Raw genomic sequence first — 26,665 nt, 5'->3', positions numbered from 1 at the left:
ATGCGTTGACTGGATGTAGGACAAGGAGTGGTTGTGCGAACTCAAAAGCGATTGTAAAAGTTTACGATACGAAGAGTAATCAAATTGATCAAAATAAGAAGTAAACATGCGAATAAGTGGTTAACCACTTATTCGCATGTTTACTTCTTTCTAGTACCTTTTCAAATGTTTTAACCGTTAAAACTAAACGACTTTTTCACTCAAACAATACTCCCATATTAAAAATTTTTAATTTGCGGAAACTTGGAATTCAAAAACATATCATCAATTCCCTTCCCATCTTCCTCATTCCACATTGCCATACGCACTTCATAGTCTTTTGACTTCAAATGCGTAATGAAATCCTTCAGTGGTCTTAAAACATCCGGATTCGCCAGCATGTCCATATCGTATGCTAACGTCACAATGCGAGTATTCATTTCTTCCAAGACTTCCATGGCATTGAACCAAGTGGAGACACCAGGCAATCCAATGAAAGTCGGCGTTTTCTCTTGATCGACAATTTGACCAGATTTATAAATCCGCTCCATGTGCTCAACTGCAATATCCGCTTTTAGCGCGCCCTCGGTAATCCAAACAGATTCAGTCTGATGAATTTCCCCTTCTTCCCAACTCTGCAGCTGGCTTACTGGCACCGCCACATGAACTGGTAAGGGGTTTCCCGCTCCTGTTCCTTGCTCCTTATTAGCTGAAGATAACCAAAAATACCGCTGGCCTTTCTTCAAACATACAGAACCATAGTTGCCATTGGTCATAATGGTGATGCGTTCGCCTTCCGACAAGTATTCCTCTTTATACACTTCGCCATCAATTTTAACTTGTACCTTATTTGGCTTTTCAATAATTTCGGCTGTTATGTGATCATTAAACGTTCCTTCAAGGACCGCTTTAAATCCGGGGTTATCGACACGGATCTGAAACCCTGTAATTTGATTCCGCGTGTTGCGGTAAGGAATCAAGATGCCTGGTGCGCCCGCAATCATCCAACCGAACTTATTTTTGAATAAACCAGGTACTCCTTCAAATGCTTTTTCACTTACATGATCAAGCATTGCCTTTGTTGTATCCCATGACTTTGCCGGAAACGTACGATATTCGCGATGATAAATTTCCTTTTCCTGCATCGAGCGGCTCGGCCCCGTCAAGTGTTCGTGATGAGTGTCGAGAAGGTAAGTGTTTTCAAGCATCGCACCGTAGACTGCACTAAGCTGCTCCACAGAGGCTTTCTCACTTTCCAAGACATACTCATCAAGGTTCTTTTCTTTGGATACAGGTTCTTTCAAAAAGTGAAGCCAAGAAGTCATTTTTTTCGAGAAGACAATTTTACTTTCTACTCGAATGCAGACCACTCGATTTTGATCACTATGCAGCATACAACCGCCGCTTTTTCCACAAATCGGACAAGTCTCACGAATGATTTCGTACCAATCCTTCATTCTTGTGCGTCTCAAAGTGCCTCTCATAATATCCTCTCCTTCGATTAGATTATTCTTTTGAATCGTTTATGGATGGGTGGCATCGCGGTAACAATGCGGTACTTTGCAGGCTTCTTACCTCTACCAATAATTAAAACCATCGGCAGTCCATCCGTATCAAATCCCTCAATCTCAAATGCGATTCGTTTGTTATACATAGTTGTTCGTGTCATTTCTCCCTGCATAATGCAATTGATCATATCAGAACGTGTATAGCCCCGTTTTTCAATACGTAAGAACGTGTGCCCTGATATTTGTACCTTTCCTTGCATCAATGCTTTTTTAATCATACGTTGCTCATTCATAGTCCTTCGCCCCTTTCATTCGTCATTTTTCGACAAGAAAAAAGCCCCTGGACTGATTAATAGACAATAGCAAAAGCTATCTCCAAATCAGCCCAAAGGCTTTTTCTGATCGTCACCGTCGGAGCGGGTTTCGCTCGACATAGTAAATTTAAAAATTTTTAATAAATTTACTATATCACTTCTAATTTAGCCGTTCAAGATTTTCTGAAATCCCTTAGACTTCGTTAGCTGCTCCCACCAGTTCGCTTTTTTCTCTTGTAACTGGAATGACGGCCCGATTAGATGTCTAGCGAGCTGATGATATGGCTTTTGCACTTTTTCTCTTACACCTGCTTGAAAGTAAAGCGGATGGTTTTGATAGTAATTTCTAGCTGTTTCTTCCCACAAGGGAGGCATTTCAGCTAATAAGTTACAGCCTAGCCCCTCTGATATAATGCCAGGTTTTGAAGCTGAAATTGCTTTATTGTGGATCAGGTGAATATCTAGACCAGAGGATTCCTTAATTTCTTTGATGTATCCTTTCCAGCTATTCAATTGCTGCACCCGATCGTCTACCAATATCCAAAGTTCATCTAAATAACTTAGTGATTCTTTTGTAAAGGCAGCCATTTCCCCATTAGGGATATCAATTAACGTCACATCGTAGATGCCGGTCATTCGATAAAAGGCATCAAAGGAGTCTGGATTCCATTGATGCTTGCCATCTTTCGTGTTTAAAGGGAAAAATTTCACACCACGATAAACCCATTCGCTATTTCCAATCGCTTGATCGGCATGTAAGTTTTGAGCCAAGCTCACCCACTTATCCGGTACAGAACCGTATCGAAGCAGCCAGTCTTTTAAAATATGATTACTTGTTAGGCTCTCTAAGACCGCCGTATGAATTCGGTTCTCTGCAAGAAAGAATGAAAAGTTTAAGATGAACGACGTGACGCCCATCGCGGGAAGCGGGGACCAGACACCAATTGTTTTAAAATCATCCATTTGTGGACCGGTCAGGCTTTTTTGGATACTACGAAGTCTTTTAGAATAACTGGCACTATCGTTCGCTGATGAAGTCTGTTCGATTACTGCTTTTTCAGCCACTTTAGGAGCTTCAGAATCTTCAATGGACTCAATTGGCTGTTGAATTTCGTTCAGTTCCTGCTCTTGTGAATCACGAGCAATCTCAGCCATTTCCTCTTCTGAAAGTGGCGGTTCTTCTCCCATATAGGGATCTTCATCGACTTCTTGAGCGTATGAGGGCGCTCCTTCAGTAAACGAATCAAATGTGTCACTTTCATTTTCAAGTTCTTCCTCTGAATCGACTTCACTTTCATCGTCGTAAAACGCTTCATTTTCATCAATAGGAATAACAGCTTTAATCTCTTCGATTAAAGTAACTTCATCAAGCTCATTAGATTTTTTATCAATTAGGACTGGCGTGCCGGTCCAATCCCCTTTTCCTGCATTTTGTGAATCGATAAATATAAAATCATTTAACTCTGCAAATTCGCCTTTTAGCGAATCGTACTCGATAGAATCTATTTCTTCGTCGAGCAGGAGACAAACTTCCGCTTGATAATCGCTATACCAATTTCTAAATTCTCCTACCGATTGAAAATTGTGTAGCTTGTATCCCGCTTCAAACAGTGAACGCTTTATTTGTTCTTTCATTTCTGATGGAAATTTTTTAGTAAATACCGAACACACATGAATCTGTTCTTTTCCCATGTAATCCCCTTCCTTTATAGAAAATAAAAAAAACGCACATTCCCGCTATCTCATAAGATAGCGGTGAATATGCGCAGTGCTTGCGTTGATTTGAAATTACTTTGACTATAGCACAGCTTTTCCAAAAAAGTAATAACTCTATTTATTTTTGATGGAAGAACGGGTATACTATCAGTATATTCTTTAATTTTTTTAATTTTGTCGAACGTTACACGTTCTGACGGTGATGACTCTAACAAGCCTCTGGGCTGATTCTGACACATAGCTATTTTGCTATGATGACTAATCAACCCAGGGGCTTTTTTGCGTTTTCAATTAAAAATTGAAGAGTAAAAACGTTTGGGAAAGGGTGTATTTTTAATGGAGAACACAAAAGTTATGGAGGGATTGAAAGCACCATTTAGTTATGATGAAATCGAATGGAAAGTTCAATCTGCTACCGAGAGAAACGGAGAAATCTCAATACTTGTTGTCCCTTATCTAAATGCTCGCGTTATTATGGATCGCTTAGATACAACTTGCGGAGCTCTTTGGAAATCGGACTTCAAGCAAATGATTATCGAGACCGCAAAAGGACAGAAACAAGGATTCAGTTGTATTTTGTCCATCAAAATCGAAGGAGAATGGATCTCACGAGTTGATGGAGCAGAAATTTCAGACATTGAATCAATTAAAGGCGGCTATTCCAATGCCCTCAAACGAGCAGCAGTTCAATGGGGCATCGGCCGATATTTGTATGACCTCCCTAATTTTTGGGTACCGTTACAGAAAAAAGGCAAATGTAACGTGTATGGTTATTTCAAAATTTCGGGAGAGAAAAGACAAATCAGCGGTAAATTTAACCCGCCTACTATTCCTGCGAAGTTCTTGCCTGAAGGATGTAAGCAATCCAACAACCAAGAACAGCGAACAGAGACTTTTGATTCTAGCACTACAACGGCACATCTCGACCAATCAAATGAAAAGCCAAAAGACCGTACTGGAAAATCAGCTGATATGGCATCGAGTATGACCGAGAAATCTCCTTTGGAGCATACAATTTCCTTATTCAAGTCGCTTTCAATCGGTGTCGAGTTTGTACCTGGACTCATGAAGAAAATTACCGGTGAGCGGATGCAAATAGGGGAAGCTACCGAAGAACAATTAAGAGAAGTTGCCAAAGTATTAATCCCCGTCAAAAAGTACATTGAGTATTGTCAAAGTCTAAAATTGACGGAAGATGAAATGCTGTATTACGCGCAAATTACTCTACACGAGAAACTGGAAAGCCATTTGAGCCTATTGCTTAAAATGGACAAAACCATTTGTAATGAAACGATTCAGCTGATCCAAGAAGACCGTAAAGCGGTTCAACCAGCTTAATCGAGAGACTTGAACACATAAAGGAGAAGGCATCCCCTTCTCTTCTATGTGTTTTTTTATTGCTTGTAAGTCTGCACCTTTTAGGGCAGCGAAGTGAAGGGAGAATATTAAAATGAAATTCACACTAACTAAAGATGCTATCCAACAAGCTATGCAAAAACTCCGTCCGGTTCTGAACGCTAAAGGTACGATTCCAATTTTGTCAGGAATTAAAGTAGAAGCAATGGACGATTGTATTGTGCTAACAGCCAGTAACGCCAGCGAAAGTATCATTCATCGCATTCTTCCAAATGGAGAAACAACAATGATTGACACTGCAGGAGCGGCTGTTCTTACAAAAGAAGCTTTTGAAGTTACATCTAAACTTAGTGGAGAAATCACATTCGAGCTTGTTGACAAAAACCTACAGGTGACTCAAGGAAAGAAAACCTCTTTGAGCTTCACGACAATGGCAGCTGAGGATTATCCGAAGATCGGAGCCAATCCTACGTCAGCGCCAATTGTTCTAACGGGCCAAAAGTTCTCTGAACTTATCTCCCGAACGGTTTTTGCAGTTGCCAAAACAGAAACTCGCCCTGTTTTAACAGGCGTGAATCTACAGGTTGGCGAAACCCTGCAAGCAATCTCGACTGATAGCCATCGGTTAGCAAAAGTCACTATTCCTTTGGAAGAGAAATTGGAGGAAGTATCGGTTACGATTCCTGGTAAAATGCTGGATCACGCATTAAAAGCATTTGACCTTTCCAAAGATATTCTCTTATCAATTGATACCTCGCAAATCGCGATGGCCAACGGGAATACGATCTATTACTCTCGCTTGTTGGAAGGCAACTATCCTGACACACAGCGTTTGATTCCGACAACTTTTGATGGCGAATTGACAGTAGACGCTAAAGAATTCACTGAATCTCTTCAGTTGCTATCGACTCTTTCCTCAGAAGGCGTAATCAAGCTAGAAGTGGATGGACTTTTTGTAAAGCTGGATTCAAAAAACGAAACCGCTAAAGGACATCGTGAGCTTTCATTTATTGAATACACGGGTGAAGCCGGATTCACAGTTTCTTTCTCTTCTGGGTTTTTGCTTGAAGCTCTGAAACGAATCGATTCAGATGCTGTTAAGCTGAACTTTTGTGGAGCCCAGCGCCCATTCACTGTAGAGGGAGTTAACGAAAAAACAAAGCAAGTACAATTGATCTTGCCAGTGAGAACATATTAAAAATACATTGAGAGTGAAAGAACATGACGGCCATCAAGCCATCGTGTTCTTTTCATTTTCTGAAGGAGAATTGGTATGAAATACGACTTTGAAAAGATAAACGCTGCTTTCGAAGCGCAGCCTGTTTATGAAAGAAATGAATCTGCTGAAGTAGAGAAGGAGATGTACGCGCTTTATTGTATGTTGAATCGAATGGACGTCAAACACATCGATTTTTCTCTCTTAACTGTTGAGGCGGTAAATAAAGCATATGACCTCTTTGAGCAATCTGTAAGAAGTGAAGATGAATTAGGCACCATCTACTTCTTACAAGACTCACCGTGGTCCTCTCTTCTTTGTATGCTCGAGATAATGTGGAATTTTTCTAAAACTGAAACGGAAAGGCCTATACCGGCTTTTCCGTTGATATGAGGTGATTCCATGAGCATGGAGCATGAAGAATTTTATATGTGCCAAGAATATTTGCGGTCTTTAAAACTGGTAGCTGTCGCAGTTAAGTCGGGGATAGAGCCCAAGAAACTAAAGGATCTTTCTATCATTCCTACCTACTATGGCAGTTTAGAAATAGTCGAAGTCTTCACTGGCATTGTATCTAAAGTTTTTGAGTTAACTGTTTACGATACGTATTGTGATGACTTTGATAAAGACTACGAGAGCTTTATGGCTAATAGCCAATTTACAGACAGCGGAAAAGAGAAAATCGAAAAAGCTTTTACAAACCAAGAGCTGGCGATTTTTGAAATTGATTATCCTGCTGCCGCCGATTTCCCAATCGATTGTCTAGATTACGACGAATCATTGGCGTTCGGAAAACAGAAAGGTAAATTGTTTTTTTGCACAATTACCGATTTCGGTTTACCAGCATACGACGATGCGTTGAGAGAGATATTGCTTCACAGCAAAAACACCAAAAAGGAAGTGACTTCATGAATTGGACATTGCAATTCACTGACGTGCCAAAAAATCCCGATTTTCCAATCATCGGACGCCAAGAGATAGCCCCAGGTGTAAAAGGGCCGGAACAATACTTTTCATTGGAACAAGTCATTCGCGTATTGTCTAACATTAGCGAAATGCCTGAAAGCGAACCTAATTTGAGAGAAGAGATGATCGTCTCCCCTATTCTTCCGGAAGGCACATTACTTTATTCCAGTCATCCGAGTGGAAATTTAGAGCAGGTCGTTTTTGAGATTCCGCAAAAGTCATTTGATATTCGATACAAAGGTGAAGACGAATTCTTTTCTCTCGCCTTTCCTCGAATGATCTTTATGTGTGAACTCAAAGGCATGGGAAATCAAAAACTAATTGATACGATGCGGATTTATGCGGTAGAGAACAATAAGGAGCCCATTACGCCTGAAACGCCCTTATATGACTTTCCCTATCCAAACGTCATGAAAGGCTCTGGAACGGTTTGCTGGGGTATTAACGAACGACTCCTGGTCGATTCTCTATTAGAAGCGAAAAAAGCAGTATTGCTGTTCTTTTCTGCTCCTTTTAACGAGGACCATGGTGTACGGACTACCTTAGGAATCAACACTTTCCGGAAGTTGCTTCACGAATTGGACGAGCAGCCCTATAGCGATGATTGGCTTGTTCCCGCACGTAAAACACTCGAACAGGTTTTGAGAGAAACAGATTATTAATTGGACTTGAGTAAGCCTATACCTTAGAGGATAGCTTCAAGAGAGGAGAACTTACTATGACTAACATTTTCGAGCTTTTCAATATGGTGGATTCCAACGAAAAAGAGAAACAAGATAAAGAAAACCAGAAAAAACAAGCTGAAGCCGAGAAGAAAGCCAAACAGCAAGAAGAACTGCAGAAGAAAGTTAATGCTGCTAATGCTGTATATGGACCAAAAGAAGCCCCAAAAGCTCCCGCTCCTAAAAAGGATGCCGCAGACGCTTTTAAACCGGACGAAGAGACCGTTATTCGCTTCATGGGCGATTCGCTACCGGTAGTGGATTTCTTTTCACCTGAAGAGCTTGCTGAAGGATTGCTTGTGAAGAAAAAAGACCAAGACCCTGTACGCCAGCCGCTAACCGGAGAAATGCTCCGAGCGCGGATGGAGAAAGAGTATCCGGAATTGGTTAAAAATCATACCGATGTGGTCTTTTTGAAGAAAAAGAACATTATCGTGATCGTCATGAAAGCAAAACCGAAAGGCGCACCAAATCAAGACCGGAATCACTTCCGGTCTTCTCTTTATCCTCTTCCATTTACTTTGCTACAGCAATTTATTGCGATAGCTAAAGAGTATGGAAAGCATAGCCTTGAAGTTCATGCCGACATCTACTATATGACGAATACTCAACAATATGTGTTGGATATTCCTTCGCAGCGAGTTGAAGAATATCAGATCGAAGTGATCGAGACAATATTTGAATTAGCTGACCGCTTTTCGGATGGTATGAAACTTCTAGAAATTCATTCGCACCATACTATGCCACCCGCTCCCTCTTCACTTGATAATCAATCTGAGCGATCTCCAGGAATGTGCTATGCCATTATCGGGCATACACAGAAATTCTTTCCGGATATGACCGCTCGAATGTTTGTGAATGAAGAGATTGGTCACAAATCATTAAATCTCACAGATTTATTTGAAACACCGTTTTCTGAACTCCCAGAGTACGATCTCCACAAGATTGAGGTGGCCAAATGATTAACCTTCTGGATTCAGCAAAAACGGATTACTCTACCAAAAAAGGCATTTATCCATTTATCGTTCAAATCGGGACAGGTGGTACGGGTGGTTATCTCGTTCAGCATATTGCACAATTGCTTGGAACAAGTAAACGCGCCGCTACTTATGTTATTGCCGATCCCGACGTGATTGAAGAGAAGAATTTGGGGAATCAATTGTTTTTAGCTTCAGAAGTTGGATTGAAAAAAGCTGACGTGCTTGCATCCCGCTATTCTTATGCTTACAACATTGATATTCGCAGCAAAACCACGGGCTATATTGAATCAGTAGAAGATGTGTTAGAACTTTTTAACACGGACTACTTAACAGACATTTCCTATTCGGATATCTTAATGCCGATTGTGATCGGATGTGTTGATAACAACTATACCCGCAAAGTGATTCACGATTTCATAAAGGAAAATGCAGGTATATATATTGATGCTGGAAATGAATCTACTGTGGTCCCTGCTGACTGGCAAACGCGCTCGAAAGCTCAATGGACCGAAGATGAATTAAAAGCGTTCAACGAAAGCGGATGGAGCGGTCAAATTGTCACTGGCTTGAATCTGAACCTTGCTAAGCTACCAACTGTAGCAGATGCCTTTCCAGATATTCTTGAAACAGATGACCAAGAACGACCTAGCTCTTTATCCTGTACAGAACTAACCGCTAGCGAACCACAACGACTAATCGTTAATAAATTCTCTGCATTAGCTATTTTAAGCGTGCTGACGGAGATTGTAGAAGATATGACCCTAAGTAGTCACATTACTTTCTTTCAAGCTAAGAAAGGCTATATGCGCTCTACAGAGGCGATTAAACAGACTAAAGAACCGCATTCCTTATAGGAGCGGTTCTTTTTTTATTCTAAAAAGCCACTCTATCGAATTGAAAGAGTGGCTTTTCCATATTTATAATTGGTAGGTTTTCTGATCAGTTACTAAAAAAAAGTCTATGACAGTTCTCGCATGTTCTTCTTGGGGAATTTTTTCAATCATTTGATTGATTATATCAGTTATCTCATTTTGACTAATCAATTGGGAAATTAAGATTTCTAAGTGGATTTCAACTTCTCCTGTATCCCGTGCCTTCTCAATCAGCTGAATGGTTCCCACCTTTTGAGCACCTTTGATGGATTCGGTTTGAAACAAAGTCCATTTCTCCATATTCTCTATAACCGCTTCCCCTTGCATATATACCTGTGGGTTTAAAAATGTGAGATCGTATGGCGTTGCTAGTCTCAATGAATGCGGTTTTTCCGGTGGCTCTTGATAGCGTGGTGATTCGGTAAAAGCGTAATAAGCCCCCAATGCGAGTACATCTTTACGCAACTGAACGGTCACCTCATAAGCATCGTAAAATGATGCTAGAACCCGCTTTGTAAATTGTTTCTCCAAATCACTCTGCTGCCACTCAACATCACTATCTTGCATCACTGTTTCTAAGAGAGAATACATTGTGTTTCTGATGTATCCCTTCCCTAAATTCCAGGCTTCTTCTTCCAATTGGAACTCTGGATCTTCTAACATTTCACTCATAATGTAATAACCTAATAGGAATTGCTCGCTGACAACTTCTAACGTGTGATCCTCAACAAATTTTTTATCTTCAGGTTCAGAAGCAAAAGCCATAATTTTTTTACCGTAAAATGTTGTGACTGCTTGAATTGTGGCTTTAAACTCATAATCTTTGTTAAAACGCTTCATCAACTTTTCGGCTACAAACTCTTTTTGTTCTTTTGTACTTACCATTACTCTTCGCCCCCTGGAGTTTTGAATGATTTTTCGATTGATGGATCAATTTCGTACGGTGGAGCAGGGCTATCATCTGTTACAAACCATTGATCTCCCTCTTTTTTCATCCTCAACGTATAAAAAATAAATTGAGAATCATCTGTTATATACTTCCTGTAGCTTTCACCTTCATCACCACGGATATTAGTAGTTGCTTCGGTTAGCTCATAAGATTCGATTGGAGCGGGTAAGTATTGTAGAAATGTATACTGTAAAACTTCGAAAGTTTCTTTCCGATCGGCTTCACTCTTTGGCAATAGCTCTAAGAAGTCTTCATGCAAATGGGGTTTTATCCTCTCATAAAAGTCATCCGTGTTTAAATCGCCTTTATGATATAAGAAAAATAAATTCGACATATACTGTGATAATTCTAGGTGAGATGTAAATTTATCTTTTTGCGTCGGCAAGTCGATTTCGATACTCTCTTGCTCTTCAATTAGTTCAGAAACCGCTTCTTCCTCAGAAACGTGCTCATGATTCTCAAGCTCTTCTTTTTGTTCAGTTGAAATTTCAATATCTTCAGGTGCAACTTCCTTATCTTCCTTACCTGCCTGTTTTTCAGCATTCTCTTTCTCCGTCTTATCAATTTCTTCCTGAACCTTATCCGGCACACAGCCAGTAGCAAATAACATCATTCCACTTAGTGATAACACTATCCATCCTTTACGCATCCAGTCCTCAACCTCCCCTATGCTTTTTCTTTGGCAATTATTTTTCTCAGCTTTCTTTTCTCGGTAGATGATAGCATTTCATTCAGTTCGCCTGTTTCTAAATAAGGACGATATGAATTAGAGAGCAAGTACAATTCTAAAAATGATCTAAAGTGGAAACGGTTATCCATATTGATAATTTCACAATCCTTAATAGTCCTGGAGAAGAAATAACATAAGGTTTTTTGCAAAGGGATTGATAAGTTTGTTTCTACTACAACAGAGTATTCCGTTTTATAGGCAAATAGCGTAATCCAAAATAAAAACGTATTGATATGAAGATCGGATGGATTAATTGCTGTGACTTCGCCGTTTAGAGTCCAATCCTTGAGAACATAATCCAACATTAAGCATGGCCGAATAATAAAAAATGGCTCATCTATTTGAATCTGAACAAATTCTGAAATTTGATGATGCTCTATATAGTCTTCTAGAATATACTTTTTGCTTTGGCTAATTTTGACTTTAAGATAATTTTGACCCTCGTGGCTTTTCAATTCGTATTTAGTTAGTAATGAACTGACAATTAGATCGTTCAGTGCTTTTGTAAAATCCAAATGATTTTTCAATTACTTCTTACAACGCTTCATAGCGGTGTAAGTCCCCCCTTTCTAAAACACAAATAAAAAGAGCACCCCATAAAAAACAAGAATCGTGTTCTTGTAATTATGGGGTGCTCCCGTTGGTTTAAATTTAGTTAGTAGCTTTATTATAGTCCATGTGTTTATAACGTTCAAGGACAACTTTAAGAGTATTCGTGATCGAAGTGACTGATGTACCAAGCATTTCCGCCATTTCTTCCAGTGACTTTTGCTCGACTTTGTAAAGAAAATGGATATACGAGGAACGAATTTCTTCCCCTCGGAAATGAGCGTTTATCACTTTATACAATCGGTCATTAATTTCTTTTAGATTGTGTCGTAGGTAGTTAGCTTCTTTTCTATTGGTGGAAGCAACCAGCAGCGTATGATCTCTAAATGTAGCTCTCTCAATCGCTTGAATAAATACAGCTATATCCGATTCGTCATAAAAATTATACTTAACGAAGTATCCTTGACTATTTTCAAAACGAACAACAATTTTATTTCCTGCATCAACGACATTTTCTGTAGTTAGACGCTCAATATCTTGGAGTTTTATGCCTTTTAGTGTGAGGAGGAAATAGAGCTTATCGTTTAATAACAACTTAGAGTTAGAGAGAATTTGCTTTTTCTTTGCAAGTAACTCTTGGTAGTTTGTAGAACCAACCTTTTCAGGAATATTGTATTCATATTTTACTTTGGGCATAAAGTCATTGGGGACTTTACCGACTTCCCATAAAAAATGAAAGTACTGTCTAATCGTAGACAATTTTCTCTTTATCGTAGTATCTGTCACCTGTTTAATTTCTTTCTCATGATCTAAGTATTTCTTGACGTGGAGGGGCTTAATCTCGAATGGTTCGAGTTTTCGGCCAGCGAAATTTGTAACGAAAGCTAAAAAGATATGCAGCTGTTCAATTTCGTACTTTAAGGTTTGTTCCTTGATGTTATTACCTCGTCGATATTCAGCATATTCTTTAAGCATAGTTGTCCCCTCCCTTAAATAGATCTTCCAATTAATTATAGCAAATTTTTCATCAACGCCGTGCGTTATTACATTCAAGGTTACTTTCAAGGAGTAATTCAAGTTTCAATACAAGGATATATACGTAACTGTTTCTTTTTCTAATAATTACCCGAAAAACACCTTAGAAACCAATTATATCAAGAGATTGCTAAAAGAATGGATACAGATGAATTTAAAGTGACGAATTTCTATAAATTGGCTAGCGCATATATAAACAAATAGTAGATTGTATAATCTATATCCATTCTCTATAATTCAGTTTCTTAGGCATAATATTCCAGTCTAGGACATAAAAAAGGCAAAACTACTAAGGTTTCGCCAAGGTTGATATAAAAGAGTCGTGGTCAGTGCTCTAAAATCAATAGCAGCATAGATGCTAAATCAGTCAGGCTATTAAGTTACACGACAAATAGACCTCTCATTTTTAGATAAGAAGCCAGAATTTCTATATTGCTACAATTTGAAGAATCATTTCCGCTGATCGAGAATCTCGCGGAACATATTAAAATGATATTGTGTATCGCGGTTCGTTCTATTGCCATCGCTTTTTGGCGTTTCACTAAATGGCAATTGAACTTCTGTTTTAAGCGTACCTGAACGTACGGAGACAAGGTCCTTCAAATATTGCTGGTATTTCTCTTTTTGTACTAATAGTGTTCTTTCTGCTAATTCGTATGCGATTTCACGTAATTCATTTCGAGTCAGCCCTTGCTCAAAGTGAGAAAGAATCGACAAATGCACATGAGAAGCTTCATCAAAGATTGGCTCCCATTCTGTTTGGTCCGCTGGCAAGTCGGTTTGGCTAATCCCTAAATCCAGTAATTCTTTTTCGAAAACTACTTTATGGTTTATTGAGGACTTAGAATTGTAGTATGCAAGTAGTTTTTTCACTTCGCTGAACGTAAGTGAGCCGAAAGCAGTCTTGAAAGTATTTGGCAAAGCCAGTGATGACTTGCCTGCAGCGCTAATATCTTCAGCGGCCTTTAACAATATTTTTCGAATCGAAACCAAAACGTAGTAATTCATTAAGTGATCCTGGAGGGCAAATTCTTCGCTATCGTGTACGTCAATAAGTGCCATCTTCTCTTTGCAGTAATCCAGTAAGGATTTTTTATAAATAGCTAAGCCAACTGAATTGGCCGCCTTATAAAGATCATTTTTAATTCCAATAATGCCATTTACAGTATTAGATTTAAGGAAAGATGATTCGTATGCGTTTTCTTTTAAGATATTATCGAGTTCAGTATGTGATGCCTTTACGTTTGTTGTTTTTGCAGTCACAGATTTAGCTAAATAGATATACAAAATATGCGTGTCATTTTCAACTTTACGCTTAGAAGTTCTTACTTTCTTTTTAGAAAGGCTGTCCTCTCCCACTGATGAAGAATTCATGATTTCTACATGCTGCTCAAGGAGTGATACATGTTCCTGAACATTTTGTTGGTTTATAAGGATAAGTTTTTTATTATCATCGCGAGACGGTATTCTAAGTTCAATTACATCTGCTTTCAGGCATTCAATAAGCGTAGCAACGACATTTTTTGCTGATTTCATATAAACTAGGCCGTTTTCGGCTGTATGTAGAGTATTATCATAGAGGTTTTCAATATTTACACGGAGTGGTGCGTTTTCGATTCTCGAAGATAAGACATAGGAAAATAAACGTGTAGCCCAGCGCCCCAATTTAGGAAAATTCCCATCGACCAGCCGTTCATAGTTTGGGATAAATGTAAGTTTATTCGTCTTTTCAAACGTGTGAACGTTGCTATAGAGTCTGCCAGCCTTCTCTTCGATAATGCCAGCATCTATTGCTACTCTCAATGCATGTTTAAAAGAGCTTAATGTGAGATGAAGACGCTGCTTAATCTGGAATTTATACAACTTAATTTCGCGATCTACATCGACGTACGGACTTACTGTAAACATCATTCTGAAAACAGTTGGAGTTATATCTATCAGATTTTTAGAAAACGATGAAACAAACGAACGAGATATACGCGCGTAACGGATATCGGAAATGTCGGTTTCATAAGTTGACGTTTTGAGTGCGACCATCTTAAATCCTCCTAAGTTGTATGGGCATTTTCACATTTTATAAGCGTGTTTTTCGGTCATCTTATTTCCCTTAAACATTTAAAGGTTTAAGGGAATCCCTGAAAACAAAACCAAAATACGCATTTAAAATGAGAAAAGCACCAGCAAATTATATAAAAAAGTCTAGAATTTGCTTTCTTAGAGGTATAGAGTCTTGCACAGCCCCTATCTATTTGCTAAGATAAAGGAAGTGTTAGATACTAAAAAAGACAATAAGAAAGCGGGCCTGGCTTCTCTCATTTTTAAAAAGAGTCCAAGCAGTGTTCGATTTTGAAATAAGCTTGTTGGCGCAAACTTATTTCTATAGTGTTAGTTTAGCGATTTATTTCTGATGTTAATTGATCCAGTGGGGACTGGATCCTGAGAACTTGCAACTTGCAGGTTCTTTTTTTTCGGCTAAAAACGTAAAGTGCTCGCGATGTTATTGATACTAAGGCAGAGATATCCACCTTAATAAACCCATCCCTCACCCCAAAAATTCTGTATGAAAACCAGAAAAATTCAGAATAAGATAGATTGGTTGCCGAAGAAGTCACTTAAAGCATAGCATTTGGAAAAAAAGATGTCCACATTTTGTTTAAAGTTGTAAGGCAGCGGGCATAATAGATGCTTTAGAACTAAACAAGTCCGTGTTGCCTTTTATTCGTTTTCAAGTTTCTTGCTAGAGGCCGAAGCGTAAAAGCAGGACCACTACATTAATTAAAGTAGGAAAAATGGGTATCTTTCTAAAAAACACTTTAGCCTAATCGAATCATATTCTGAAAATAAGTATTATTGGAATGATCAGCACTTGCTAGCTTGAAACAGTAATGATATTATAAGGTTAATTAAATAAGGTTCATTATCACGTGTTCGTGATGTTATGGCCGAAAAAGTCAGAAAACCCCGAAGTTCTTAGGAACTTCGGGGTTTTCTTTTGAGTTTTTTTAAAGTGCGAGTAAATATGCGATAGGAAGTAATATAGCCAAAGCTCCTGCTATAGTGTATTCAACTGCAGCAAACCCTCTTAGAATCTTCATAGATCGCTCTCTCCCTTCTCAAATAGTTCCTCTTGTGCTTCTATCAGTAATTTCTCTTTGGCCTTTATAAGCGGCTGTGAGTAGTGTGATTCGATATCTTTCGAAAGAACACTAATCTGTTTTTCTTTATCCTCAATTTCTTTCTTAATACGTGCCATTTCTGTTTCAAGATGATTCTGTTGTTCATCTAGTTTAGAAAGCTTATCCGATTGCTCAGTGGTAACATCGGGTTTTGTTTCTTCTTCTTGATCAGAGTCAGGGCCACTAAACAATTTTGCAAAGAATCCCTTATTTTTAGTTCTTCCCACATTTTCACTTTTTTGTTTCAGTGAAAGAATTTCTAAATACTCTTTCCGTAAATCTATGTTTTCGAGTTTATTCTCTAATCGAGTTAAATCAATTTGTAAGTCCTTTTTTCCAAGCTGCAAGTTTTGAAGCTCAGTTAATTTGGTACTTCTTTTGTTATTCAATTCAAGGTAATTTAAAATTCCTACATTTTGAGTTTTATTTCTTTCTCCCATTTGATTGAGGTTCTGATATAAATATTCGAGTAAATCCCCTTCTCGATAAGGCTTAGTTTCTTCTTCTGTCATAACTCGAGGTTCTTGTGATCTAACATCAAATTTACTAGGAATAATTTTAAATATTGCGTCTAGCTGCCAATTTTCTTTTCTCATTTCCATAATAAACAATGCTATTTTAAGATCCAGTTCATCGAATTGACGAATATCCTCAATTTTAGGAACGTAATGAATATTTTGGGATTCGAGCGAATTAAACCAGTTTGTGACTGTATTATAGTGCACCTTTTCTTCATTGCCGGTTATTAAACTGAGTCGAGTGCGGAGTTCTTTACTGAACTCACTCAATAACCATTTCTTCGTAAACTTTTCCATAGCTGCCCCTCCGAACTTTTACTGCTGTACTTATATCATAACTTAAAAATGTTGTTTATAAAGCATTTATGATGCACTTATGGTGCACAATATGTGCATCACAAAGGCTTCACAGGTCACTTGTGGAGCACGATTTAAAAGAGAAACGTTGATTTCAATGGTTTTATAAGCACATATTTTTAAAAAAGAAAACAAAGAACGTTGTTAAATTGTGAAGCATCACAAGAGCATCACAGCCCATATGTGGGGCACAAATTAATCGTTGTGAAGCATCACAATATCGTCACAAGTCACATGTGGAGCACAATTTACAAATTGTGAAGCATCACAAGAGCATCACAGATCACATGTGGAGCACAATTTAGAAGTTGTGAAGCGTCACAAGAGCGTCACAGCTCACATGTGGGGCACAAATTAAGAGTTGTGAAGCATCACAAGAGCATCACAGATCACATGTGGGGCACAAATTGAGATGTGGCGCGGGTTGGCGAAAGAAAATTTTAAAAAAGGGCCTACATGAAGTTAATCTCCATGTAGGCGTAATTTTAATCTTTGAACAGGATATCAAAAGCATCTTCCGTTTCATTCTCTTTTTTAGAGCTTTCTTCTTCATTTGAGCTACCAAAGATATCTTCGAATTCGAGTTCAGCATCGTTACCAGCAACTTTAACTTCCTCAAAATCAGCAAATATGTCGTCGTTACTTGGAAGGGCAGCTTGTTTTTCAGCTTCTTGCAATCGGTTGCTTTCTTGGATCATTGCTTTGACTCTTTCAGGTAATTGGAGTCCAGCAAATACCGAATAGAAGTAAGTATCTTTTATGTTCTTGTAATTATAATTATAAAAAGCAATTGGTTTTTCGTTTGCGATAGGGGCAATATGATTAATTTCCGATTCAATTGCATTCGTGAATCCAAAGTTAAAGACTCGATTGCTAGTGGCTTCATCTGCAAGTATGCTCACGGCTAATCGTTTAGTACGACCCAAATCATATCCGTCTGACAAAATTCCTTCTACAATGTTTTCCTTGAAGTCATTAACTTGATCTTCAGCTTTAGAAGTAGAAATATCAGAGGTTGGTTTAGAAAACTTAGAGAAGTGAAGTACGCCAGGCGTCTTAACTAGGTTTTCAAACTCTGAACTGTCAAAGTGGTTTTCACCTACGGGCTTATAACTTGCTGTAACAACGTTTAATTCGTGTAGTGATTCAGCAATGAATTGGTTAGTAAAGGATAGATAATCAGAAATGAGTGCTGAATTAGATTTGGTTTCAGTAAAGTGATCAAATAGTTTTTGATTATCGACAATAATCATTGAGCCTAGTGCTTGCATGGCTTGATTGATTTTTTTCAATCGTTTAATTGCATTTGATAATACAGTCAAACCTTCATTTTTTCGCGGCAAAGTTAAAATTAAGCCGAACTTACCTTTGAAGCCTGACTTCATTACTGAACCAATTGCTTGAATAATAGAACCTGTACCAGTACCACCGCCAAGGCCTGCTACAATCCAAATGAAATCTGAATCCTTGAACTGATTTTTAATCTGCTCTTGAACTTCTCCTTCGCTCTCAAGATACATTTGTTCGCCTAAATCAATATTCCGTCCTGCACCTCGGCCGCTCCCAATCAGTAACTTATTGATAGCAGGGTTTTGCACTTCGATTTTATCAAGATCGATTTGATTGGTATTAATAAGCAATGCGGAGTAAGGATATTTTTTGTTCGGTATATTAGTAGAGATATCTGCACAAGCTGCAGCAATTGAATTCCCGCCCATACCTAATCCGATAAATCCGAAATTGAGGCTTGTATTAATCTTTGTACTACTAAAAACTGCATTTTTAAAACTCATAATAAACACTCGCTTTCTTAATTAGTTTTTTTTCAAATACTCGTAAAATTCGCGTCCTAACGAAGAGATAGTGTAGGTTCGTATTCTCCCGTATGATTTAACATCTAACAAGCCCGCACCTTCAAGCCTGGCTATACTTATGTCTAGCGTGTATCTGGAATTAATGTAATCTTTCTCTTGATCAGTGTCAGGTCTAATTTTCTTCTTCTGTAGATTAGCAGCTTTCCATAGCTGTTCTTTGGCCATGGCTTCTTTATTATTCCAAAGAGTGGTGAAAAGTAATTTGCTTTCATCTGACATTCGAACTTTAAATGTTTCAAATATGTTTTCTTTAGTAAGTGTCAATTCATCACCCCCGGTCATCCAGTTAAATTGCGTTTATGAATTCGAATTCGATAATTCAAAACGTTGTACGGTAATCATTACATAACTATGCGGTAGTGTCAATTTATTTATTACGGTAATTATTACGGTAATACTAAATAAACACATTTAATAATTGTATTTTAGAATCATATACACTGTGAAAAATGCTCACAAACCTTTTTAAATAAGGATTTGTTATTACATTAGTTATTACGGTAATAATTAATGTAACTATTGCATTAACCATCGCATTAGTATCTAATGTAGCGTTGATAACAGGATTGATTGATTTTGTTTTTAATAGCAATTCGGTATTTATTTTCTTGTTTTATTAAATGATCCAAAATAAGCAGTGCAAAATTTTCTAACAAAAGAAGTGGTCCTTTCTCTGCCGTTTCTTTTCTTAATGCCGAACTGACGTTAATACGTGATAGAAATTCTTACGCATATCAATGAGGTTCAGCAAATATGATTTTTAGACTGAGTACACTTTCGTAAAAACTGGAATGGAGCGGCAGCTTATAAGACTCCAGTTTGTCGGTGAACACAGAAGTATTAATTTGTTTTCCATAGAGTTTTAATGCCGCTTTTTTTTAGGTTGTTTACACACCCCTAAATATCTCTCTAGTAACACAACCCTTAACTGTTATAGAAAAGGGGTGTGTAACTAGGGGGTGTGTAACCCAAATTCCTTTAAATGCCTGGCAAATCTCATTTTTTTAACTAAATACAATGCCTACTACTCCCCCCATAGATAACCCTTAATTTGCTAGAGAAAGTACTTTAGGGAATCATGAGTTTCTCTGCATTTCAAGGACTTCCTTATTGCTGTTTCTCTCCAGTTAATCAAGGCTTTATTTGAACATTTTATAGCCACCATTTAGAAGCTATGCTATACTTTTTTTCAAAATGAATGACAACAAATCAGGAGCACCCTGCCAGAAGAAAAGAGCCACCAGTCTCTTTCTTTTTGGCGGGGTTTTTTTGTTGAAAGGAGATAGGATATGAGAACCGACGTTTTAAAGTTAAAAGAGGATGGGCGGTTTAACGGGGTACATTTAACGCCCGAAGAGTTGGAATTGCTACAGCATCTTCATGAATTTAAGTCTATTCACGCTAGAAACGTGCATAAGTATTACGAAATTACTTCTAATGGCAAACGGAAGGGGAATAAGGTGACGAATCGTCTAGGAAAGTTAGTAGCTAGTGGCATATTGTTTCAAATGAATGATAAAGAACCAAAGAGAGAGATTTTCCGACCTGTTAATTATGCTTATCGTTTAGGAGTAAGAGGGATTGAAGTATTAGCAAACCAAGGGGTATTTTCACAAGAAGATATAGAATCCAAAAAGAAATACTCTTATTTGGTGAATATACCTACCTTACACAATATGGCAATAAACTCTTTGTTCATGGAAGTGTACAGATTGATGTGGGAGCGGGGAGAATCTTTTGATTCGCTTAATGTAAGAAGCAATAGAGGTGAGAATCATGCGTTAATAGACGCCGTTTCTAAAGGCAGGGAGTTACAACCGATAATCCCAGACTGGATATACGAAACTGACCAACGCATTATTTGCATAGAAGTAGATAGTGGTTCTCAGACTTTGGGAACAATCGAAAACAAAATTGCTCGCTACAACTTATTGGCAAATAAATCTCAAAAACCTATTACAGTGTTTTTCTCTGTAGGTTTAACAAATGGATCGGATGGTGAATCAAGAAGCAGAGATAGAAGGGTTGCTTCAATCAAAGAAACGATGAAAGAGAGCAGCGAATGGGCTGAGGGCCTAGAGATATTCGCTACTCCTTCCAATAGGACACCAAAAATCCTCTATAAACTCATTAGCCGTCAATCTACTGTAGGGCGCTTACAAATGAAAAATAAAGCGAATCAATGGATTATGCACGCTAACAAAAATAGCCCAGCTGAATTCACATTTTTAATAAGCCAAAACGAACTGGTATCACAGAAGCTAATTGTTGATGACCAATATGAATTAGATCTCCTGGCTGAAATACGAGCTCTTGGAAACATGAAGATGGGTGTCTTGCTGTTTATGGAAGAAGGATCTGTATTGTCTTATCAGCGAGCAAGAGCAAATGTGAAGCGAATTGTTACGCGAGTAAATGAATCAACTACCACTAGCATGAAGGCTTCACTATTTTTGATTTACGAAAATACGGAAGCGGCTGCAAATGACGTAGTTGCGTTGAGTCCTAAATGCGAAATTATAATCTCTAGCATAGATGAAGTGAAAGCTCCAACTAGAGATGATGGTGTTTATCGACCACTTGTTACAAAAGTGGCCACGCCTTTTACAAGAAGTGAAGGTAACATTCTATGAAAAAGGTGAACTGGAAAAAGTGGAAAGCCCGTATCCCGCTCCTGGTCGCTTTAATTGGTATGGCAACTTCTTTGTATTTCGCGATCTTTTACACTATTAGAGCGGCTAGGTTATTGCAGCAGCAGTATACCGGTGAAGAAGTTTCATATATGTCTTGGCTGATTGGAACTAATAACCACGTTACGCTTTTAGGAGTAATTTGTGTCAGTGCCATAGGCTATTTCGGTTTCTTGATAAGCACAAGGGTAAAACTATTCAAGAAAAAATGGCTAAGGCTCTTAAACTTTTTCTTCATGCATGTTGCAAGGTGGAGTGGATTAATTACCTATGGAATGGGAGGAATAGACTCGTATGTTATTCCATTCTTTGAGAATAGGCTGGAGAATGTAATCACAACCGATGATTTTATTGAGTCAATTCTCTTTGAACATACAGCTGGTTTTTATCTAATGCTGATTGCCTTGCCAATTCTATTTGTGGGGTTCGTTCTCCTTTTCCTTATGTCGGAGCTTGGATTGAATGATCAAGAGTTGAAAAAAGCTTTCTTTAACTTTGAATATAGAGGAAAATGGCTTCAGAAATTTAGCAAATTGGAAGAAGTAGATATTTGGCCAGATGTTGAATTGGGGCTCTCCATTAAGAATCAGGAAATGGTGACGATTCCTGGTTTTGACCGCTCCCTAAACTCGCTGATAGTAGGGGGGATTGGTACGGGTAAAACGGCAGCACTTGCTCTGCCAATGCTCAATCAGGATTTGCATCACATGACACGTTTTATTAATGCATTCCCATCTTTACGGGAGCGGGATGATTACTTATCAAAAGATGTAGCAGGACGCCATTTAAATGGGATAACTGTAATTGAGCCTTCGAATGATCTATGCCAGAAAACCCTCCAACTGGTTAAAGCACATGGTATTCCAGACGAAGCCATAACGTATATCAATCCATTAGATCCGAATACACCTAGTATTAATCCTATGCGTGGACCGGTTGATAAGGTAGCAGAGGTATTCGCTCAAATTATTGCTGGGTTGAATGATTCCGGCTCTAGCGGAAACTTCTTCTTTGAGCAAGCGCAGCGAAATCACTTGAAGCAGCATATCTATTTGTTGAAGCTACACGATCCAGATTTGCAACCAACGTTCGGGGCATTAATCGATATGTACAACAATCCAACCTTAGTGCACAAAATGCACGAAAAACTGAAGAAAACTCTTCCCAAAGACATTGATGGAATTGAAGAACGCCAGGAGCGGAATTACTGGAAGATTATCCAGGGTATCGACGAATGGTTCGACTTGACCATCCTGCCACAGAAAGAGCGAGGAGCGGGGGGAGAGAATTGGGTAACAGATGGCGTGGGGAATGTTCAATACTACGATGCAAAGGCAGAGTATGTTCAAGGCTTGCGAAACATCCTCAACGATATAGGTTCCAACCCGTATATTAGAAATGTACTCTTTGGTGAAAGTGAATTCGATTTTGACGAACACTTTGCTAAAGGGGGAGTGCTCCTTGTTAATACAGCTAAAGGACAATTAGTTGACCTTGCAAGAGTTTTAGGAAAGCTTGTATTGATGAATCTTCAAAATGCTACGTTCCGTCGTCCAAACGATGTTTCTCCATTTCATCACATTATGGTCGATGAAGCACCCGATTATTTCTATGATTCATTTAGCGAATTCCCTGTACAGTCTCGTAAATACAAAGTCATTATCACTACGATCATGCAGACAATCGCACAGCTCGCTGATACGTATGGGGAAAATTACATGACGACGATTATTGCCGGTATGCGAAATCGAATGGTTTACGGCGATGTGCCAGCAATGGATGCAGAATACTTTAGTAACCTGTTCGGAGAGAAAATTGTCTTCGATGAAGGACAAACCGAAATGTCTGTTTCCCCGCTCCAAGACAATCCACAAACGCGAGGTGGCAGCTCGTATGCGAAAAAGCGGGAGCAATCTATGACACCAGGCGAAATCATGTTTCAAGATGCTTTTAATTGTGCTGTGAAGATAGTCGTTAATAATCAGCCGATTCCTGTACAGCGAATTAAAGCGAACTTCCTGCCACCGGAAGCTTTTCAATCAGCAGAAATCCGAGTAGGGGAGTTGCCGCTTCAAGAGTGGTTAAGTTACCGTCGTGGTGAAATTGAAGTAATTAAGGATTCTGAAGAAGTGAAAGTTATTGAGGAAGTAGACTCTGAACTTGTCGAAGTAGAAGAAAGCGTAGCAATTGAAAAGGCAGAGGTTCAAGCCGATTCCAAAACTTCTCCGGAAGTGAAGCGAGAAGAAGTAATTGCAGAACAAGTTGCGCGTATGTCACACGATACCCGCCCCACTGATAAACTTCCTTCTTCACTCATACGGAAAGTAAACTTTGATATAAACGGAATGCATACAGAAATCGAACCGATAACTGATGAAAGTAACGTTCAAGATGAAAAAGAGCAAGTACAGCGGGCACAAGAAGCTGTTGCTAGTTCGGCTGAAGAAGTAACTACTGTGACTGCTGTTAGTGCACCAGCCGCCGCTCCGCCTATTCCAAAAGAAGTGAAAGTATTCGACTTAGGCTTCGGTCAAGATGCTAGTGAAGAAGCTGATTCAGAAGAAAACGGGGAAGAGGAAAAGGTTGAGATATTCGGTATCCACGTAAATGAAAATGAATCAACTTCTAAAAGCGAGAAAGCGGCATATGAAGAAAGCGTGATATCGAAAAAACACGACAACTTCTATCAGCAATTACAGGATGGAGTAGAAAAAGATCTTGAGCACAATAGCACATCAAATAAGGGGAAAGGCGGTAAATAATACTAGTAAACCAAAAATATCCCTTGCCATCTGATTTGCGCACAGCTACAATTAAGACAATTCGGAAAACCCGAAATTAGTTTAATAACCAAAGGGAGCACCCCTATTCAAGAGTAGTCTACGGACTAGTCTCGGATAGGGGTGCTTTTTTGTTTTCAGAAAGGAGCGGGATAATACGTTATTGGAGATCTAATCTTATGTATCTATCACAGCAGCCACTGGAGAGTAAACAAATAAACGTCTGACAAGACAGAGAGTCGAATTGCTATTACTAAAACAGAAGGAGAGATATAAATGGTCTTACAATCATGGTCCAATGAACAAACACTTGAGGATCTAACAAAATCCAGCAGAAACCGAGAAATCGTATATGGGGTAATCCGCAGCCTTAAAAACATGAACCTGCCGAGAAAACTGGACGATGGTTCAACCGTTGTTCGTGAAGTTCCCACACTAATCGTAGCATTACCAGGAGGCGTGAATGGATACTGCATGGGGCCGGATTTCCGTGATTTTGAGATCAAGTCATTTAATCGGTTTGTCGGTACTAAAGATGCTTTTGTTATCACGGAATTAGATTTAGATAACAAAGTGGCTTTCCTTTCCGGTACCATTGCCAACCAAATGCTCGCAGATGAATTGTGGGAAGAACTGAATGAAATGGAAAGCCAAGATAAGCTTGGAGAGAAGGAGTATAAAGCAACTGTAACCGGTATTAACACTCAAAAGGGTGTTATTCACCTTAGAATTCAAGGCCAAGATGCGTTCATGTTCCGCTCCGAGTGGTCATGGAACATTCGAGAGGGTATTGATGCGCAAGTAGGAGAAACGGTCACAGTAAAGGTTCTAGCGATTGAATCATCACTGAAGATGATTCGTGTCTCCAGAAAACAAACGCTTGCGGATCCGATGGAGTTTTTGAATCAAATTAAAAAGGGCGATGTGATTGCTGGGAAGATTGTACAAGTGTCACCGCTCCACGGAATTTTTGTTGAAGTCGAAACAGGAGTTGTTTTGAAAGGGACTAAGCCCCGCTCGCTGGAAGAACCAGACGTTGGCGATCGAGTCACTTGCAGGGTGGACCGGGTGGATTCTGTGAAGCGAAGAGGGAGAGTTATTATCACCAACTATCCGCAAGGAAAGCGGAAGAAAAAAGATCTAGGTTCATTCTTATTTGAGGATTAATCAAGCAGATGACTGAAGTACAAAATCCCGAAGAAATTCGTAGCGCCATTCAAGTGTTTCCTCGAGAGGATGGAAAAGTACCGATATGGGATAATCCCAATTTCCGAGCGGTTCTGAAGCTCCCTAAAGACCACAAACCTTTCGCACGTTATGAACAGGCGCTTGAAGAAGAAATACAACACACGCTTTTAAAAGAAGACATAATTCTATTATCTGTCATTGGCGCAGCTGTTTGTGCGAATGAAGCTCAATTAAGAAAGTACATGCAATCGGTACAGTCGGCTTCTCGAACCAGTGACCGGTTAAAGCGACTACAATATCGCGGGTATGTACACCGCTATACAGCAAGTGTTCGTTTCGAAGAGTTCAAAGAAGGAGAACGCAAACCTCCTGGCATTTTCGTATTGGGAGCGGTCGGCTATAAACTGATGAAGTATTATTATAACGATCAGCATTTTGTTCATCCGGATAAATGGATGGATAATCCTTACGCCATTCAGCGATACGTTGCAATGAATGAGATCCGCATGATTGGCACTACGAACCGCCAGCTCTCAAAATGGGCGTGGCTACCCGCTATAGGAGACCATGTAAGAAACCCGAAGCCCTTAGCCGTTATGTCCACGAAGAAGCTCAAGAATCAAGCACCTGTCCATTTCATTATCGAACGTGTGCAAATGGCTCAAACCTTCCTTGACTATCTAAGAAAACGTCTGAAGACATATAGCTACTTAAAGGAGCGGGACGGAGTAATCAAGATTGAGGGGATTAAGCCCCCCATCATGCAAGCCGTCGTAATTTCCGTTTCTACAGTATCGCTTGCCGAATTTGTACAAAAGCAGTTGAGTCTTCACCTTTATTCTTACGACATTCTTTTCCTGATTGACGAGTGGTTGGACGAAACAGAAGAATTGGCATCCGCATTCGCCCAGGGAACAGAAGAGGGGATCGTACAGGTGAAAGTTCCCTTCTTACAAAACAAATGATGGACTTCATGCTTATAAGTCACGAGAAGCAGAGTGGAATGTTTGTTCGTTGAAATTCCAGAAATTTTCAAGTTTCATCTTGACCCTCATTTTTTATTGTGGTAATTTAGGTTTACACCTTTTCCTAAGGGTTTTTACCTTTAGGAATAATGTGAGGCGCGGTGCGGAAAACATCGCGCTCGCATTTTTAACCTAATACAATCAAGACTTCAACTCACAATTACA

At 39.0% G+C, this 26,665-nt stretch carries 22 protein-coding genes; 11 read left to right on the top strand and 11 right to left on the bottom strand.

Annotated features, from left to right (window positions below; all coding sequences use genetic code 11):
• Nucleotides 1-218: 218 nt before the first annotated feature.
• From G3255_RS19340 to G3255_RS19330, 3 genes are all read right to left on the bottom strand, one after another.
• Complete coding sequence (locus tag G3255_RS19340) at nucleotides 219-1,463, bottom strand: DUF3854 domain-containing protein (RefSeq protein ID WP_211656233.1); 1,245 nt, start codon at nucleotides 1,461-1,463, stop codon at nucleotides 219-221.
• A 17-nt stretch (nucleotides 1,464-1,480) separates the two neighbouring features.
• A complete protein-coding gene (locus G3255_RS19335) occupies nucleotides 1,481-1,780 on the bottom strand; it encodes a hypothetical protein (RefSeq protein ID WP_211656232.1) in 300 nt (99 codons plus the stop codon).
• 186 nt (nucleotides 1,781-1,966) lie between these two features.
• Nucleotides 1,967-3,493: a hypothetical protein gene (locus tag G3255_RS19330; protein ID WP_211656231.1), complete on the bottom strand. Its 1,527-nt coding sequence runs from the start codon at nucleotides 3,491-3,493 to the stop codon at nucleotides 1,967-1,969.
• Nucleotides 3,494-3,853: 360 nt separating this feature from the next.
• Between G3255_RS19330 and G3255_RS19325 the strand changes: the two genes are divergently transcribed.
• The 7 genes from G3255_RS19325 to G3255_RS19295 all read left to right on the top strand — a co-directional run bounded on the left by G3255_RS19325 (nucleotide 3,854) and on the right by G3255_RS19295 (nucleotide 9,611).
• Nucleotides 3,854-4,855 carry a Rad52/Rad22 family DNA repair protein gene (locus G3255_RS19325; protein WP_211656230.1) on the top strand — a complete coding sequence of 334 codons (1,002 nt, stop codon included), beginning with the start codon at nucleotides 3,854-3,856 and terminating at the stop codon, nucleotides 4,853-4,855.
• Nucleotides 4,856-4,967: 112 nt separating this feature from the next.
• Nucleotides 4,968-6,071 (top strand): DNA polymerase III subunit beta, encoded by a 1,104-nt coding sequence (dnaN, locus tag G3255_RS19320; protein ID WP_211656229.1) that lies wholly within the window; start codon nucleotides 4,968-4,970, stop codon nucleotides 6,069-6,071.
• Between the two features lie 75 nt (nucleotides 6,072-6,146).
• On the top strand, nucleotides 6,147-6,482 hold the full coding sequence (locus G3255_RS19315; protein WP_211656228.1) for a hypothetical protein: 336 nt from the start codon (nucleotides 6,147-6,149) through the stop codon (nucleotides 6,480-6,482).
• Nucleotides 6,483-6,491: 9 nt separating this feature from the next.
• Nucleotides 6,492-7,001, top strand: a complete 510-nt coding sequence (locus tag G3255_RS19310; protein WP_211656227.1) for a hypothetical protein — start codon at nucleotides 6,492-6,494, stop codon at nucleotides 6,999-7,001.
• Nucleotides 6,998-7,717, top strand: coding sequence for a hypothetical protein (locus G3255_RS19305; RefSeq protein ID WP_211656226.1), 720 nt, complete (start codon nucleotides 6,998-7,000; stop codon nucleotides 7,715-7,717). The genes G3255_RS19310 and G3255_RS19305 overlap by 4 nt, the downstream gene beginning before the upstream one ends.
• Before the next feature lie 56 nt (nucleotides 7,718-7,773).
• Nucleotides 7,774-8,739, top strand: coding sequence for a hypothetical protein (locus G3255_RS19300; RefSeq protein ID WP_211656225.1), 966 nt, complete (start codon nucleotides 7,774-7,776; stop codon nucleotides 8,737-8,739).
• Entirely contained in the window at nucleotides 8,736-9,611 is an 876-nt protein-coding gene (locus tag G3255_RS19295) for a ThiF family adenylyltransferase (RefSeq protein ID WP_211656224.1), read from the top strand. The genes G3255_RS19300 and G3255_RS19295 overlap by 4 nt, the downstream gene beginning before the upstream one ends.
• Nucleotides 9,612-9,674: 63 nt before the next feature.
• On the opposite strand, the gene G3255_RS19290 is transcribed toward G3255_RS19295, so the two are convergent.
• From G3255_RS19290 to G3255_RS19255, 8 genes are all read right to left on the bottom strand, one after another.
• Nucleotides 9,675-10,514: a hypothetical protein gene (locus tag G3255_RS19290; RefSeq protein ID WP_211656223.1), complete on the bottom strand. Its 840-nt coding sequence runs from the start codon at nucleotides 10,512-10,514 to the stop codon at nucleotides 9,675-9,677.
• The gene (locus G3255_RS19285; protein WP_211656222.1) at nucleotides 10,514-11,227 is read right to left on the bottom strand and encodes a hypothetical protein; all 714 of its coding nucleotides are present in this window, start codon (nucleotides 11,225-11,227) and stop codon (nucleotides 10,514-10,516) included. The genes G3255_RS19290 and G3255_RS19285 overlap by 1 nt, the downstream gene beginning before the upstream one ends.
• Before the next feature lie 17 nt (nucleotides 11,228-11,244).
• Nucleotides 11,245-11,835 (bottom strand): hypothetical protein, encoded by a 591-nt coding sequence (locus tag G3255_RS19280; RefSeq protein ID WP_211656221.1) that lies wholly within the window; start codon nucleotides 11,833-11,835, stop codon nucleotides 11,245-11,247.
• A 124-nt stretch (nucleotides 11,836-11,959) separates the two neighbouring features.
• Complete coding sequence (locus G3255_RS19275) at nucleotides 11,960-12,832, bottom strand: site-specific integrase (protein ID WP_211656220.1); 873 nt, start codon at nucleotides 12,830-12,832, stop codon at nucleotides 11,960-11,962.
• Between the two features lie 510 nt (nucleotides 12,833-13,342).
• A complete protein-coding gene (locus tag G3255_RS19270) occupies nucleotides 13,343-14,929 on the bottom strand; it encodes a hypothetical protein (protein WP_211656219.1) in 1,587 nt (528 codons plus the stop codon).
• A gap of 1,054 nt (nucleotides 14,930-15,983) precedes the next feature.
• Nucleotides 15,984-16,883, bottom strand: a complete 900-nt coding sequence (locus G3255_RS19265) for a hypothetical protein (protein WP_211656218.1) — start codon at nucleotides 16,881-16,883, stop codon at nucleotides 15,984-15,986.
• Between the two features lie 545 nt (nucleotides 16,884-17,428).
• The gene (locus G3255_RS19260) at nucleotides 17,429-18,736 is read right to left on the bottom strand and encodes an FtsZ/tubulin family protein (protein WP_211656217.1); all 1,308 of its coding nucleotides are present in this window, start codon (nucleotides 18,734-18,736) and stop codon (nucleotides 17,429-17,431) included.
• Nucleotides 18,737-18,757: 21 nt separating this feature from the next.
• Nucleotides 18,758-19,081 carry a hypothetical protein gene (locus G3255_RS19255; RefSeq protein ID WP_211656216.1) on the bottom strand — a complete coding sequence of 108 codons (324 nt, stop codon included), beginning with the start codon at nucleotides 19,079-19,081 and terminating at the stop codon, nucleotides 18,758-18,760.
• 1,025 nt (nucleotides 19,082-20,106) lie between these two features.
• Here G3255_RS19255 and G3255_RS19250 point away from each other — a divergent pair.
• From G3255_RS19250 to G3255_RS19235, 4 genes are all read left to right on the top strand, one after another.
• Nucleotides 20,107-21,450, top strand: a complete 1,344-nt coding sequence (locus G3255_RS19250; RefSeq protein ID WP_211656215.1) for a replication-relaxation family protein — start codon at nucleotides 20,107-20,109, stop codon at nucleotides 21,448-21,450.
• Nucleotides 21,447-24,269 (top strand): type IV secretory system conjugative DNA transfer family protein, encoded by a 2,823-nt coding sequence (locus G3255_RS19245; protein WP_211656214.1) that lies wholly within the window; start codon nucleotides 21,447-21,449, stop codon nucleotides 24,267-24,269. The genes G3255_RS19250 and G3255_RS19245 overlap by 4 nt, the downstream gene beginning before the upstream one ends.
• 294 nt (nucleotides 24,270-24,563) lie before the next feature.
• On the top strand, nucleotides 24,564-25,454 hold the full coding sequence (locus tag G3255_RS19240) for a S1 RNA-binding domain-containing protein (protein WP_211656213.1): 891 nt from the start codon (nucleotides 24,564-24,566) through the stop codon (nucleotides 25,452-25,454).
• A gap of 8 nt (nucleotides 25,455-25,462) precedes the next feature.
• Nucleotides 25,463-26,440 carry a hypothetical protein gene (locus tag G3255_RS19235; protein WP_211656212.1) on the top strand — a complete coding sequence of 326 codons (978 nt, stop codon included), beginning with the start codon at nucleotides 25,463-25,465 and terminating at the stop codon, nucleotides 26,438-26,440.
• Nucleotides 26,441-26,665: the final 225 nt, after the last annotated feature.

Origin of the sequence: Planococcus sp. MSAK28401 (genome assembly GCF_018283455.1) — a bacterium.
Taxonomy (GTDB): Bacteria; Bacillota; Bacilli; order Bacillales_A; family Planococcaceae; genus Planococcus; species Planococcus alpniumensis.
This window is presented reverse-complemented; position numbering and strand designations above follow the sequence as displayed.